The organism is Pseudomonas sp. NPDC087358 (genome assembly GCF_044900785.1).
In the GTDB taxonomy this organism is placed as follows: domain Bacteria; phylum Pseudomonadota; class Gammaproteobacteria; order Pseudomonadales; family Pseudomonadaceae; genus Aquipseudomonas.
This window is the reverse complement of the sequence record NZ_JBJDOA010000006.1, coordinates 305,390-318,345: the sequence shown is the minus strand read 5'-3', so window position 1 is coordinate 318,345 and position 12,956 is coordinate 305,390. Positions and strand designations below refer to the sequence as shown.

General features: G+C 60.2%; 14 protein-coding genes. 8 read left to right on the top strand and 6 right to left on the bottom strand.

What is annotated here, in order from left to right:
* A complete protein-coding gene (cbpA, locus tag ACI2KS_RS16640) occupies window positions 1-966 on the bottom strand; it encodes a curved DNA-binding protein (protein ID WP_404622079.1) in 966 nt (321 codons plus the stop codon).
* A 297-nt stretch (window positions 967-1,263) separates the two neighbouring features.
* On the opposite strand from cbpA, the gene ACI2KS_RS16635 reads away from it, so the two are divergent.
* On the top strand, window positions 1,264-2,529 hold the full coding sequence (locus ACI2KS_RS16635) for an Hsp70 family protein (RefSeq protein WP_404622078.1): 1,266 nt from the start codon (window positions 1,264-1,266) through the stop codon (window positions 2,527-2,529).
* Between the two features lie 178 nt (window positions 2,530-2,707).
* Here ACI2KS_RS16635 and ACI2KS_RS16630 read toward each other — a convergent pair whose 3' ends face one another.
* Both ACI2KS_RS16630 and ACI2KS_RS16625 read right to left on the bottom strand, forming a co-directional pair.
* On the bottom strand, window positions 2,708-3,718 hold the full coding sequence (locus ACI2KS_RS16630) for an AI-2E family transporter (protein ID WP_404622077.1): 1,011 nt from the start codon (window positions 3,716-3,718) through the stop codon (window positions 2,708-2,710).
* Window positions 3,719-3,967: 249 nt separating this feature from the next.
* Window positions 3,968-4,258 carry a PsiF family protein gene (locus ACI2KS_RS16625; RefSeq protein ID WP_404622076.1) on the bottom strand — a complete coding sequence of 97 codons (291 nt, stop codon included), beginning with the start codon at window positions 4,256-4,258 and terminating at the stop codon, window positions 3,968-3,970.
* Between the two features lie 151 nt (window positions 4,259-4,409).
* Between ACI2KS_RS16625 and ACI2KS_RS16620 the strand changes: the two genes are divergently transcribed.
* Window positions 4,410-5,294 (top strand): DMT family transporter, encoded by an 885-nt coding sequence (locus ACI2KS_RS16620; RefSeq protein ID WP_404622075.1) that lies wholly within the window; start codon window positions 4,410-4,412, stop codon window positions 5,292-5,294.
* Window positions 5,295-5,306: 12 nt separating this feature from the next.
* Here the strand turns inward: ACI2KS_RS16620 and ACI2KS_RS16615 are convergent, their stop codons facing one another.
* Together ACI2KS_RS16615 and ACI2KS_RS16610 are read right to left on the bottom strand one after the other, a co-directional pair.
* A complete protein-coding gene (locus ACI2KS_RS16615) occupies window positions 5,307-5,543 on the bottom strand; it encodes a hypothetical protein (protein WP_404622074.1) in 237 nt (78 codons plus the stop codon).
* A 59-nt stretch (window positions 5,544-5,602) separates the two neighbouring features.
* Complete coding sequence (locus ACI2KS_RS16610) at window positions 5,603-6,493, bottom strand: esterase/lipase family protein (RefSeq protein ID WP_404622073.1); 891 nt, start codon at window positions 6,491-6,493, stop codon at window positions 5,603-5,605.
* Window positions 6,494-6,664: 171 nt separating this feature from the next.
* On the opposite strand from ACI2KS_RS16610, the gene osmE reads away from it, so the two are divergent.
* Window positions 6,665-7,003: an osmotically-inducible lipoprotein OsmE gene (gene osmE, locus ACI2KS_RS16605; RefSeq protein ID WP_404622072.1), complete on the top strand. Its 339-nt coding sequence runs from the start codon at window positions 6,665-6,667 to the stop codon at window positions 7,001-7,003.
* 270 nt (window positions 7,004-7,273) lie between these two features.
* Complete coding sequence (locus ACI2KS_RS16600; protein WP_404622071.1) at window positions 7,274-7,807, top strand: bacterioferritin; 534 nt, start codon at window positions 7,274-7,276, stop codon at window positions 7,805-7,807.
* A 197-nt stretch (window positions 7,808-8,004) separates the two neighbouring features.
* On the opposite strand, the gene ACI2KS_RS16595 is transcribed toward ACI2KS_RS16600, so the two are convergent.
* Window positions 8,005-10,071 carry an AsmA family protein gene (locus ACI2KS_RS16595; RefSeq protein ID WP_404622070.1) on the bottom strand — a complete coding sequence of 689 codons (2,067 nt, stop codon included), beginning with the start codon at window positions 10,069-10,071 and terminating at the stop codon, window positions 8,005-8,007.
* A 383-nt stretch (window positions 10,072-10,454) separates the two neighbouring features.
* Between ACI2KS_RS16595 and ACI2KS_RS16590 the strand changes: the two genes are divergently transcribed.
* The 4 genes from ACI2KS_RS16590 to ACI2KS_RS16575 all read left to right on the top strand — a co-directional run bounded on the left by ACI2KS_RS16590 (window position 10,455) and on the right by ACI2KS_RS16575 (window position 12,920).
* Window positions 10,455-10,724: a hypothetical protein gene (locus ACI2KS_RS16590; RefSeq protein WP_404622069.1), complete on the top strand. Its 270-nt coding sequence runs from the start codon at window positions 10,455-10,457 to the stop codon at window positions 10,722-10,724.
* A gap of 130 nt (window positions 10,725-10,854) precedes the next feature.
* A complete protein-coding gene (locus ACI2KS_RS16585) occupies window positions 10,855-11,487 on the top strand; it encodes a TetR family transcriptional regulator (RefSeq protein WP_404622068.1) in 633 nt (210 codons plus the stop codon).
* Between the two features lie 261 nt (window positions 11,488-11,748).
* On the top strand, window positions 11,749-12,249 hold the full coding sequence (ureE, locus tag ACI2KS_RS16580) for an urease accessory protein UreE (protein WP_404622067.1): 501 nt from the start codon (window positions 11,749-11,751) through the stop codon (window positions 12,247-12,249).
* Window positions 12,246-12,920 carry an urease accessory protein UreF gene (locus ACI2KS_RS16575; RefSeq protein WP_404622066.1) on the top strand — a complete coding sequence of 225 codons (675 nt, stop codon included), beginning with the start codon at window positions 12,246-12,248 and terminating at the stop codon, window positions 12,918-12,920. Before ureE ends, ACI2KS_RS16575 begins: the two co-directional genes overlap by 4 nt.
* Window positions 12,921-12,956 lie beyond the last annotated feature (36 nt).

Genomic DNA, 12,956 nt, shown 5'->3' with positions numbered 1-12,956 from the left:
TCAGTTACTCCATTGAGCCCTCGGGTCGAACGCAGCCTTGCTGGCCAGTTCTTCCCACAGCGCCTTGGTGGCGTCATCGGTGGACTTGGGCATGACGATCTTCAGCTGAGCGAACAGGTCACCGCGTTCGCCCTGCTTGTTCAACAGACCATTACCTTTAACCCGTAGTCGCTGTCCGCTCTGGCTATCCGGACGAATGGTCAGGTTGATCTTGCCGGTCAGGGTCGGCATGGCCACCTTGGTGCCCAGGGCCGCTTCCCACGGCGCCAGCGGCACGGTGATGATCAGGTCATGACCTTCGACGTCAAAATTGGGGTGCGGCGCCAGACGAATGGTCAGGTACAAGTCACCATTCTCGCCGCCGGCGACGCCCGGCGCGCCCTGGCCCTTGAGGCGAATGCGTTCGCCGTCGGTCACGCCGGCCGGGATCTTGACGTTCAGGTTCTTGGTGATGTCGGCCATGCGCTGACCGTTGGCGCTGTGTTGCGGCACCTTGAAGCTGATTTTCTTGGACTCGGTAGAGAGGGTTTCCTCAAGGAAAATCGCCAGTTCCATTTCCACATCCTGCCCTCGACGGCCGCTGCTGCGCGGGCGACCGCCCTGTTGACCACCACGATTACCGAAAATGGAGCTGAAGAAGTCGGAGAAATCCCCGTTCTCGAAACCGGCGCCGGCGCCCCCATTTCCAAAGCCTGGGTCCGCGCCACCGCGCCCTTGCCAGCCCGGAGGCGGCTGGAACCGGCCCTGCTGGCCGTATTTGCGGATGTCGTCGTACTCGGCGCGCTTTTCTGGATCGCTTAGCGCTTCGTAGGCCTCTGACGCCTCTTTGAACTTGTCCTCGGCGCCCACTTCTTTGCTGACGTCGGGATGATACTTGCGCGCGAGCTTGCGATAGGCGGTCTTGATCGTCTTCTCGTCCGCCGTCGGCTCCACGCCAAGGATCTTGTAATAGTCTTTGAAGTCCATCTAACGGTCACCCATTCAGGATTTTCCAGCACAGCCCCGTCTCGCGTTATCTCATGAGAACGTCGGCTGCGCAGAATGTTGCAAGGTTATCGGCACACGGCATCACGAGCTTGAAACACTGTCCAGACCGGCCGTACACATTAAGAGTTGCCTTGGAGATTGGGGGTGTCGGGCCCGAGTTCAAGCGGCCGGCGTGAAATAGACGCAGATCCGTGAATAAACCGACGTTTCGCGCTACGCATCCGCCGTCTACTCGCATACACTGCGCGGCCGTTTTTTGACTGGTACGTGAAGAACATGAGCACTCCATCCCCAGCCCGTGCCATTGGCATCGACTTCGGCACCTCCAACTCTACGGTCGGCTGGCTGCGCCCCGGAGCGGAAACGCTGATCGCGCTGGAGGACGGCAAGATCACCCTGCCTTCAGTGGTTTTCTTCAATATCGAAGAACGCCGCCCGGTCTACGGCCGCCTGGCCCTGCACGAATACCTGGAAGGCTATGAAGGCCGCCTGATGCGCTCGCTCAAGAGCCTGCTGGGCTCCAAGCTGATCAAGCATGACACTAGCGTGCTGGGTACGGCGATGCCATTCAAGGACCTGCTGGGGCTGTTCATCGGTGAGCTGAAAAAACGCGCCGAAGCCGCTGCCGGTCACTCGTTCGAGCAAGTGGTGCTGGGCCGCCCGGTGCACTTCGTCGATGACGACGCAGCAGCCGACCAGGACGCCGAAAACACCCTGGCCGAGGTTGCGCGCAACATCGGCTTCAAGGATGTTTCGTTCCAGTTCGAGCCCATCGCCGCCGCCTTTGACTACGAGTCGACGCTGGAACGTGAAGAGCTGGTACTGATCGTCGACATTGGCGGTGGTACCTCGGACTTCTCCCTGGTGCGCCTGTCGCCCCAGCGTCGTCTGGTCGATGACCGTCAAAGCGACATCCTGGCCACCGGTGGTGTGCACATCGGCGGGACCGATTTCGACAAGCAGCTGAGTCTGCAAGGCGTGATGCCGCTGTTCGGCTATGGCAGCCGGATGAAGAGCGGTGCCTACATGCCGACCAGCATGCACATGAACCTGGCGACCTGGCACACCATCAACTCGGTGTATTCGCAGAAGTCGCAACTGGCGCTGGGCAGCATGCGCTACGACATCGAAGACACGCAGGGCATCGACCGCCTGTTCAAGCTGATCGAACAGCGCGCCGGGCACTGGCTGGCGATGGAAGTAGAAGAAACCAAGATCCAGCTGACCGACGCGGATAACCGCGTGGTGCCGATGGATCGGGTTGAGTCAGGCCTTAGCGTGGACCTCACCCGCGCGCTGTTCGAGTCCTCCATCAACGCACTGCTCGAGCGCGTGCGCGGCAGCGTCAGCAACCTGCTGAACGAGGCCGGGGTAGGCGTGACGGATGTCGACACGGTGTTCTTCACCGGCGGTTCGAGCGGCATTCCGGCGCTGCGCAACAGCGTCGCGGCCATGCTGCCCAACGCTCGGCATGTCGAAGGCAACATTTTCGGCAGTATCGGCAGCGGCCTGGCGATCGAGGCGAAGAAGCGCTACGGCTGATTGATCAACGCACTCAGAGGCATCTGGCCGCAGCCTTGTAGGAGCGGGCTTGCCCCCGCGAGCTGCCGGGCACCGGCAGTCAATCAGGCGGCTCGGCGGGTCAGGTGCATACCCTTCCATAGCGTCCGCTGCCGCTTCGCGCCAGATCGTCGGCGCCTACAGGGTCAAGAGTCGGCCATCAAACCAGCTCTGCCCTGCGCAATTCGCTTTTCAGATACGCGTAATAGATCGGCCCGGCCACCACTCCCGGCAGGCCGAACGCGGCTTCGCAGATCAACATCGCCAGCAGCAACTCCCACGATTTGGCGCTGATCTGCCCGCCGACGATGCGCGCGTTGAGGAAGTACTCGACCTTGTGGATCACGATCAGATAACCCAGCGCAGCCATGGCCACCCAGATCGACATCGACATGCCGACGATGAAGATCAGCGTGTTGGACATCAGGTTACCCACCACCGGCAGCAGGCCGAGCAGGAAAGTCAGGACGATCAGGGTCTTGGTCAACGGCAGGTGCACGCCACACAGCGGCAGGATCACCGCCAGGAAGATCGAGGTGAAGGCGGTGTTGAGCAAGGAAATCTTGATCTGGGCGAAGACGATGTTGCGAAAGGCCTGGCTCAACAGATGCAGACGCTCGAACAGCGCGGCGGCCAATGGCTTGCGTTTGGTGACATCTGGAATGCGCTGCAAGGCGATGATTGCCCCCAGCACCATGCCGATCAGCAAGGTCACGAACATGTGCGCAGCACCCTTGCCCAGCAGTTGCAGCTCACCGACGTGCTTGGCCAGCCAGGCGCTGAGGGACACCTGAAACTCGGTGGCGCTGGCCGGCAGGTAGCCGTCAATGAACGGCGGCAACTGCCCGCGGGCACGGTCCACCAGGATCATGAATTTATCCAGCGACGCGCCTGGGTTTTCCGCCTCATGCAAAAGGAAACTGATCGCCCCGGCAAACAGCAGCGCCAACACACTGACCACTAATGTGCCCAGCAACGCCACCGCCAGCCAGCGCGCGCGTTCGCCGGCAATCAGCCGCTGCAGCTGCGGGGTAAGCATGTCGACCAGCTCATAGACCAGCAAACCGGCCAGAAGGCTGGGCAGCAGGTTGAGCGGCAGAACCAGGAGCAGGCCACCGAACACAAGGATGCAGCTGGCCAGATACACATGACGCGGCGAAAACGTTGGCATACAGCCTCAAAACGAGCGGCTTGAAAAGACCGGCAGTCTGCCAGCGTTCTGAGTCGAGAACCAGCGACTAAAAGTGTCGTTAGTCGCTTCTGGCGCAGGTCTCAATACCTGGCGACCGTTCCATAGCCAATGCGCCCTCTCGCCCTGCCGCCTACACCTGTAGCAGCACGACTTGCTGGCGGTGACGCACTCAAGGTCGCTACCGCTGGCAAACCGTGCTGCTACAGGGTTGTGTCGAGTGACAAGAGATTACTTCTTCTTCAAGCAGTCGCTCATGAAAGTCTTGCGCGCATCCCCTTTGAGCGCCTGAGTGCTGGCGGTGGCATTGCAGGTCTTCATCTTGTCCTGCTGGGTCGCAGCCGGTGCGGGTGCGGCCTTGAGGCAGGTGCTCATGAAGGTCTTGCGCTCATCGCCCTTGAGCGACTTGGCCGAAGCGTCGGCATTGCAGGTGGTCATTTTGTTCTGTTGCGCAGTGGCAGCAAAACCTTGAGCGCACATCAACAAGCCCATGACCAGCAGAGGAACACGCAGCATTTTCATCGGTTTTCTCCAGGACCGCCGCGCAACCGCGCAGCTTTGGATGCAGTGTAGCCAAAGAATGTTGCTGCATATTTCCAGGAAATACCGGACCGAGGTAGACGTGCGGTCTGACAAGCCGATAATGGCGCCTCACTCTATGCCGGGTTCCTTCATGCAATACCTCTATCCCCTGCTCACGGTCATGATCTGGGCAGGTAACAACGTCATCACCAAGGCGGCGGCGGGTCGCATTTTTCCGGCAGAAATCGGCTTTTACCGCTGGCTGCTGGCGGGGCTTTTGTTCACCCCGTTCCTGCTCGGTCCGGTGCTGCGCAATCGCGCGGCGATCAAACCGATCATCGGCAAAGTCGTGGTGCTGGGCGTGTTGGGCATGGCGATCTATCAGAGCCTGGCGTACTACGCGGCGAATATCACCACGGCGACCAACATGGGGATCATTCTTTCGCTGGTACCGGTCATGACCCTGGGCATGTCGATTGCGAGTCTGGGCACGGCGCTGACAGCTGGCGCGCTGGTGGGTGCGCTGGTGTCTTTCGCAGGTGTGCTGCTGGTGGTTTCGCAAGGCAGCTGGACGGTATTGATCGCCCATGGCGTCAACCTTGGCGACCTGATGATGCTGGTCGCGACACTGGCCTACGCGACCTACAGCACGCTGCTGAAAAAATGGCAGCTGCGCATGCCGCCGCTGCAGTTGCTTTATCTGCAGATTCTGGTGGCGATCATTGCCTTGTTTCCGTTGTTTCTGCTGTCGCCGAAAACCGGTCTGAACACCAATAACATTCCGTTGGTGCTCTATGCGTGCATCCCGACGTCGATGATTGCACCGCTGTTGTGGATGAAAGCGATCGGCATCCTCGGCCCCAGCCGCACCACGCTGTTCTTCAACCTGGTGCCGATACTCACGGCACTGGTTGCAGCGCTGGCGCTGGGCGAGCAACTGGCGGCCTATCACTTCGTCGGCGGCGCGCTGACCCTGAGCGGTGTCATCCTGGCTGAACGCTGGAAGACCCCGCTGCGCCCATCGGCGATCAAGTAAGGCGGTGAAGACTCAAGCCTTGCCGGCATCCTCGGCGCTGTGAATCGACACGTCGGTGATGCCCGCCACGTGGGGCAGATCGATGTGCGGATTGCCGGCATCCAGCGGGTCATCATCGAGCGCCACGTGGTGTTTTTGCGCCAGCTCGTGAACCACCTCGATGATCGGCACGTTCAGGTTCTCGATGACATCGACATGATGCTCGCCAGCCAGCGTGTACTCGATTTCATACAGCTCTTTATCGCTCATCGCACTACTTCCTTAGCGACCCGGACAGGTCGACTGATCACGAACTACGGCTCATAAAGTCAAAGACCGGCGGCTTTGAGGCGCGCGGCGTGTTCGAGAAACAACCCCACGGGATTGGCTCCCTTGCCGACCAGACCGAGGTGCTGGTTGACGATGTCGAAATGGTCGAGCGGGAAGTCGTCACCGATGACCGTGCCCAGATGCGAACTGAATCGCCCGACCATGCCATCAGATTGACCTCGCTCTTTCGTGAACGTGCGAGCGAATATTCGACAGCTGAGATTAGTGGTATCAAAGCGGTTCTTTCCGCGATCGGTGCGCCCCGGTTGAAGGGTCCCGGACCAAGAGTAATAACGCACGCCGTTGACCAGTTCCTCGCCCTGCCCGCCCCAGGTTATCGGCAGGCCCTGGGGAAACAGTCGATTGAATCGGGCGACCCCGCTGGTGGTCAGCGAGTGGTGCGCAGCGTCGACATCGGTGGGCAACCGAGTGCCGCGGTAGCCGGTGTCCAGAAAACCCATGATCAGGGTGGTCAGACGAATGCCGGCGTTCAGCAAACGTCCTCGGGCGGTATGCGCCGGGAAGTGTTGCTCAAGATAGTCGGCAAGCTCAGAGCCATGGTTTGGCCCGGCCACGGAAGTCACCGACGCCACCAGATCCGGCCGCACGCCGGCGACATAGCGGATGGTCAAGGCGCCCTGGCTGTGGCCGATCAGGTTGACCTTGGCGGCACCGGTTTGCTTGAGGATTTCCTGCACACGGACCAGCAGTTGCTCGCCGCGTATCTCGGATGAGTTGACCGCCGACACCATTACCGGAATCACCGTCGCCCCACCACGACGCAGCGCCGGGACAATACCGAACCAGTAAGGATAGACCAGCAGTTTCACGAACCCCAACAATCCCGGTACCAGCACGATCGGATAACGCGTGGCCTGTTCTTGCGTCATGAGCGTCTGTCCTCTTCGAGCCGTTGCCTACAGACACTAGCTGCAAAGCCGTCAGTGATGGTGACAAAACCATGTAATGCCCCATCGCCATCTTTGAATCGAACTCTTTGGATAAGCGGATGCTCATAACTGCAACGGGCCAATGACGGCCTTCTTGTGGAGTGACCGGTTATGTACAAGCAATCTCTGGCAGCAGTGTTTGCAATGGCCGCGCTGGCTGGCTGTACATCGACAACCCTGCAAAACCCCGTGGACTACGCCACCTATCGCAATGAGCCGCTGGTCAAGCAAGTGGACGACGGGATGACCGAACAGCAAGTCCTGACCATTGGCGGCGAGCCGTCCACACGGGTGCATCGCAAGGTTCATCCTGGCACCTGCAATAACTACATCCTCAACAAGGAAGGTCATCAGCAAGCGTATTACGTGACCTTTAACGCCAATGATCGCGTGGATAACAAAGGCTTCATGACCTGCGAACAGCGTGAGGCGAATGAAAAGGCGATGTGATGCTCGCCACCCCACATCGGCTGTAGGCGTGAGCTTGCTGGTGATCGCGCAGTGTCAGGCAGGCACGGCTGTCGCAGACCAATCGTGATCGCTAGCACGCTCGTTCCTGCAGGCCATGCCTGTCCGATGCCGGCGAAAACAAATAAAACTTTTCACCACGCCCACCACTCACACCTTAAGACCCGATCTCGCCAGACGTCTGCCACGCCGTACAGGTTCGACGTATCAAGAGCGAGACGGCAACACCGGATTAGCCCCTGGAGATGAATAATGAGCGATGTGCAGCAATTAACCGATGTGCAGACCCTGCGTCAACGTGCGCGCCAAAACGTTGAAAACGGTGCCGTGACCGAAGGCTATGACGCCGACCGCGAGACCATTCTGCGCCTGCTCAATGAATCGCTGGCCACCGAATGGGTATGTGTCCTGCGCTACAAACGCCATTACTACATGGCCAAAGGCGTGAAAGCCCAGGTTGCCGCCGCCGAATTCCTTGAACACGCCCAGCAAGAGGCTGAACACGCCGATATGCTCGCCGAGCGCATCGTGCAACTGGGTGGTGAGCCGGAACTGAACCCCGACCTGCTGTCGAAGAATTCCCACGCCCAATACGTGGCCGGCAACACCCTCAAAGAGATGGTTACCGAAGACCTGATCGCCGAGCGCATCGCCATCGACAGCTATCGCGAGATCATTCAGTACATCGGCGAAAAAGACCCGACCACCCGCCGGATCTTCGAAGAGATCCTGGCCCAGGAAGAAGAACACGCCGACGACATGGCGGATATTCTTGATGGCCTGTGAGGGTTAAAGCGCAATGCAAAAAGCCAGGGCATGTGCCCTGGCTTTTTTTTGGGTGATGGCATCGATTGCAACGGTTCTCGAACTGATTTCAATACTGTAGGAATGAGCTTGCTCGCGATGAGGAGGATCAGTCACTGCTGATTTCGACTGACACTGCGCATCGCGAGCAAGCTCACTCCTACAGGGTTACCCATCCTTCACTTCACGGTCTTCGGCGCCTTCCCCGTGCGCATCTGTTCGAGCAGCGGCGCGCATTGATTGGGTTCGCCGCCACTGGGGGCGACCAATGCCAGCAGACCCGCAGCCGGACCTACCGCTGCACCGAGCAAGACCATCCCAGCACCGCGTAACAGCAGCGGGCCTGACTCCACACCCGCGCTGGGCTTGATGAACGGCCCGCGCACGTACAGTGGCGAACGCAGGGAAAACACCCGGAAGCCCTTGGATTCCGGCGTGATCTTCATGTCCAGCTGCTCGGTCTTCATGTTCGCCGTGCCGTCGATGTAGATAATCGCGTTCTCGGTGTCGAAGACGAACAGCTTGGTGGTTGCCAGGCCGTCCTTGATGCCCAGGTCGGACGCCGCGCAGTTGATTTTCACATCCTTGTCGCCGAACAGTTTGCCGACCACGTAGTTACCCACATTCAGCCCGGCAATTTCCATCAGCCCGCGACTGACCGCGCCATCGTTGACCAGCATTTTCATCTCGCCGTTGGCGCTGCCCAGCAGTGCAGCGACCGAATTGCCCTTGCCACTGATGTCAGCGTCGCCATTGAGCTCACCAAAGCTGGTCTTCATCGGCTCGAAGGTCGGAAACAACTGTTTGAGCTTGAAGTTGCGCGCCGTCAACCTGGCCCTACCCTCCAACGGCTGGGTATGGCCGTTAAGCTTGATGTCGGCATCCAGCTTGCCGCCCGCGACGCCGAAACGCAGCGGCTCAAGACTCAGGTTGCCGTCATTGAGCACCACGTGGGTGTAGAGATCGGTAAACGGCAGGTCGGCACTCTGTACGATTTTCTTGCCGGTGAATTCGACGTCGGCGTCCATTGCACTCCAGCGGTCGGTCTTGAACTCCTCGACCGGCAACACCTTGTCCGTAGGCTGTTTGCTTTCGCCGCCCCGGGTTTTCTGCTCGGCATTGGAGTCGGCGCCAATCAACGGCTTGAGGTCAGCCATCAACAGCTGATTGGAAACCAGTGCCCCGGTCAGCTTGGGCCGCGGCTGACTGGCAACGAAGCTCAGGTCGCCATGGATATCGCTGTTGCCGATCTTGCCGTTGAAGCCTTTGTACTGGAACGCCGCGCCCGCCGGGTCATGCAGCTTGGCGATCAGCCGGCCGTCGGTGGCGTACGGCGGGGAGTCCGGCAGGGTGACGCCGGTCAGCGGATACAGATTGCCCAGGCTGTCGCCGGACAGTTTCAGACGCAGATCCAGCTCGCCCAGATTTTGCGGATCGGTGACGGTGCCGGCGACCGCTACCCTGGTGTTGCCGGCACTGACATCAGCCTGTACCGGGAACGGCAGCGCAGCGTCCTTGAGCGCCAGCAGCCCGCCTACCTTACCGCTGCCATTGAGTTTCTGACCGTGATACTGGCCTTTGGCGGTAAACCCGAAGGCGTAATCCTGGGCCGAAGCACCTTTATCCTGGACCTTCTTCGCCTCGCTGCTGCCGACGATATCGCTGAAGGGAATGGGCTTGCCCAGAGGATCGATCACCACATCGACCGAGGTATTGATCGTCTGGTCGTTGTAACTGACCAAGCCTTTGTCGAAGCCGATCGAGCCGATGTCAACGACCCAGCTGGAAGGTTTGGCATTCGGATCGCTCTTGGGCAGATCAAAGACCCAGTTGGCGCGACCATCGGCCAGCCGTTCGATCCTGGCATTGGGCTCGGTCAGGTCGATGCGCGGGATGACCACTCGCTGTACCAGCAATGGCAGGGGCGACAGGCGCATTTCTACCCGCTTGAGGGTGACCATTTGAGGGGTTTTCGACCATTCGGGGTTACCCAGGGCAATGTCCTCGGCGGACATGTGCGGCCATGGCACCCAGGCACGCCAGCCACCTTCGTCGGGCTCGCGACTCCAATGCACGGCCAGGTTGCCGTTGATGGCGAACGGTCGGTGCAGCTCGGCAGATACCTTCTCGTTAATCGTCGGCTTGAGCCGATTCCAGTCGAAAGTGGCGATCACGATGATCAGAATGACCAGTAACAGCAGCAGGATGCCGGCTGTCCAGGCGAAAATCTTACGGCCTCGCGTCATTGCGTTTTCTCCCCATATACCGACGGCCCGTCCTGGACACGTCTCACACGTCTTAGCCCTTCGACTGACAAAAGCCCCGTGGGTTTGATGAAATCCGGAAAAACTTGCCCTGCAGCCGTCCGGCTTGCTGGCGGCGGCGTCTGTGCAGAACGCCGGCGATGGCAAGCCCGGCCGCTACAAAGTTCCGCGCAACATCCCAAACGCAGGCAGACCTGGCGCGATCCGAGCCTGAAATAATGGCTGAAACCCCCGGCCCAGAAGGCTCCGCGCGGTGAATCAATTCTGTCGATGGTCACCATCAGCCCTTTGAACTTCTCTATATCCAGGACCTCGGTAAAATTGGCTGCATGTTCACTTCACGCCCTTTCGAGGAGCAACCGTCCATGAAACGCCAACTGATCGCCCTGACCCTTTCCCTTCTCGCCTCGAGTGCGTTTGCGATGCCTGCCAGCGAACAACCTGTGCTCGGCGAAGTGAAAGCGGCTCAGCACGTTGGCCTGCCGACCCTGGCGCAGGACGGCCCGGACCGTTTGATCAATCAGTATCAGCGGGTTGCTGCCGAAGAAAACTGCAACAACCTGGCGCGTCGGTACCAGCGTGTCGCGGACAACGGCCCTGATCGCCTGGTGCAGCAGTACCAGCGCGTTTCCTGAACGCAACCTGACCTGAACAAGCCCGGCCCTGATGCCGGGCTTTTTCATGGCTGGGCAAACCCGGTTCGACGCAGCGCAAACGCATTTGCTAGAGTGCTGCCCATTCCTTGTTCAGATACTGCACAACCCCATGCTGCCCCGCGCCGAACAGAAACAGCAGACTCGCCACGCCCTGCTCGATGCAGCACGGGGCTTGATGGAGAGCGGCCGGGGGTTCGGTAGCCTCAGCCTGCGTGAAGTGGCCAAGACCGCGGGCATAGTGCCCACCGGCTTCTACCGTCACTTCGATGACATGGACCACCTGGGCCTGGCACTCGTCAGCGAGGTCGGCCAGACCTTTCGCGAGACCATCCGCCTGGTGCGTCACAACGAGAACATCAACAGCGGCATCATCGATGCCTCGGTGCGGATCTTCCTCGACGTGGTGGCGGCCAATCGCTCGCAATTCCTGTTCCTGGCCCGCGAACAGTACGGCGGCTCGGTCAAGGTGCGACACGCCTTGGGCGCTCTGCGTGAAGCGATCATCGCCGACCTGGCGACCGATCTTGCATCGATGTCCAAATTCCAGCATCTCAACACCGACGATCTGTCGGTGATGGCTGACCTGGTGGTCAAAAGCGTGTTCGCCATGCTTCCCGAACTCATCGACGCGCCTGCCCGAGCGCTTGCCGAGCACCTCACGCCTCGGGCAAAAATCACCCAGCAGTTACGCTTCATCTTCATCGGCGCCAAGCGCTGGCAAGGGCTGGGAAGCGTCGAGTGATGTTTCCGGGCGCCTGTAGGCGTCTGATGTGCGGGCGGTGGCTTCATCGAAATTGCCATCGCGAGCAAGCTCACGCCTACAGATGACAGGATGCGTGACGCGCCGAATTGGTGCGCGAGCTTCCCTCACGCACCAATAAAGCTCCAGCCATCGCACCACGGGTTGGCAGCCCACACCCAAAGCAGGCATTTTCTGACCATCCCGTCAGTTGGCAAGCCACTTGCTCTGCCTATGGCATCGCACACTGCTGGAAGCTTTCTGATGCTGGTGATCCACCAACGAATCGAATCTCAAGCCGAATGGGCAGCCGAGCTGCATCTGAATTTCGAAGCGCGAAGCAAGAGCCGCCTGCGCTGTTTCAGTGCCGACGGGGAAGACGTCGGCTTATTTCTGGAGCGCGGACAGTCGCCGCTGCGTGACGGCGAGTTCCTCAAGGCTGAAGACGGGCGCGTCGTGCGCGTCTGTGCGCGCCCCGAACAGTTGCTGCATGTGACCTGCGACAGCGCCTTCGAACTGACCCGCGCCGCTTATCATCTGGGCAATCGTCATGTCGCCCTGCAAGTGGGCGACGGCTGGCTGCGCCTGCTCGACGACTACGTGCTCAAGGCCATGCTCGACCAGTTGGGCGCGGTTACCGAGTCCATCGAAGCGCCATTCCAGCCTGAACATGGCGCCTACGGCGGTGGTCACCATCACTCCCGCGCCGGCGAAGAAGAATTCAGCTACGCCCCGCGCATCCACCAATTCGGCGTGCGCAAATGAACAAGGCCTGGGCGCTGCTGCGTCTGGCCAGCCCGCAATTGCCGATTGGCGGCTACAGCTACTCCCAAGGGCTGGAGATGGCGGTGGAGCAGTCCATCGTCACCGACCCGCCGAGCGCCGCCCGCTGGATCAGTGATCAATTGCTGCTCAACCTGGCCCGCTTTGAAGCACCGCTGCTACTGGCGCACTGCACCGCTGCCGCCGATGAAGACTGGACAAGGCTGCAGCAACTCAGCGCAGAGCACCGCGCCAGCCGGGAAACCCGTGAACTGCATCTGGAAAGCCGGCAGATGGGTTATTCGTTGCAGCAATTGCTCAATGGCCTGCCGGAGATGGACGCCCCGGCGCGCGACTTCCTGCAACGGGTGGGTGAACCGCATTTGGCGCTGGGCTGGGCGTTGGCAGCCCGGGCATGGGCAATCACCCCCCAGGACGCCCTCGCCGCCTGGCTCTGGAGCTGGCTGGAGAATCAACTCGCGGTGCTGATGAAAACCTTGCCGCTGGGTCAACAGGCCGCGCAACGCCTGACCAGCGAACTGCTGCCATTGCTGCAGCGCGCACAGCAGCATGCAACCACACTGGACCCTGCACACATCGGCAGCGCCGCATTCGGACTGTCATTGGCGAGCATGTCCCACGAACGTCAGTACAGCCGCCTGTTCCGATCATGAGCCAGGCACACCCCAAACATGCGACAGATAAAAAGA

Bases quoted from the DNA above. Each gene is read 5' to 3' on its own strand.
- cbpA (WP_404622079.1), bottom strand. From the start codon at position 966: ATGGACTTCAAAGACTATTACAAGATCCTTGGCGTGGAGCCGACGGCG.
- ACI2KS_RS16620 (WP_404622075.1), top strand. From the start codon at position 4,410: ATGCAATACCTCTATCCCCTGCTCACGGTCATGATCTGGGCAGGTAAC.
- ACI2KS_RS16590 (WP_404622069.1), top strand. From the start codon at position 10,455: ATGAAACGCCAACTGATCGCCCTGACCCTTTCCCTTCTCGCCTCGAGT.
- ACI2KS_RS16575 (WP_404622066.1), top strand. From the start codon at position 12,246: ATGAACAAGGCCTGGGCGCTGCTGCGTCTGGCCAGCCCGCAATTGCCG.
- ACI2KS_RS16585 (WP_404622068.1), top strand. From the start codon at position 10,855: ATGCTGCCCCGCGCCGAACAGAAACAGCAGACTCGCCACGCCCTGCTC.
- ureE (WP_404622067.1), top strand. From the start codon at position 11,749: ATGCTGGTGATCCACCAACGAATCGAATCTCAAGCCGAATGGGCAGCC.
- ACI2KS_RS16635 (WP_404622078.1), top strand. From the start codon at position 1,264: ATGAGCACTCCATCCCCAGCCCGTGCCATTGGCATCGACTTCGGCACC.
- ACI2KS_RS16595 (WP_404622070.1), bottom strand. From the start codon at position 10,071: ATGACGCGAGGCCGTAAGATTTTCGCCTGGACAGCCGGCATCCTGCTG.
- ACI2KS_RS16600 (WP_404622071.1), top strand. From the start codon at position 7,274: ATGAGCGATGTGCAGCAATTAACCGATGTGCAGACCCTGCGTCAACGT.
- ACI2KS_RS16630 (WP_404622077.1), bottom strand. From the start codon at position 3,718: ATGCCAACGTTTTCGCCGCGTCATGTGTATCTGGCCAGCTGCATCCTT.
- ACI2KS_RS16615 (WP_404622074.1), bottom strand. From the start codon at position 5,543: ATGAGCGATAAAGAGCTGTATGAAATCGAGTACACGCTGGCTGGCGAG.
- osmE (WP_404622072.1), top strand. From the start codon at position 6,665: ATGTACAAGCAATCTCTGGCAGCAGTGTTTGCAATGGCCGCGCTGGCT.
- ACI2KS_RS16625 (WP_404622076.1), bottom strand. From the start codon at position 4,258: ATGAAAATGCTGCGTGTTCCTCTGCTGGTCATGGGCTTGTTGATGTGC.
- ACI2KS_RS16610 (WP_404622073.1), bottom strand. From the start codon at position 6,493: ATGACGCAAGAACAGGCCACGCGTTATCCGATCGTGCTGGTACCGGGA.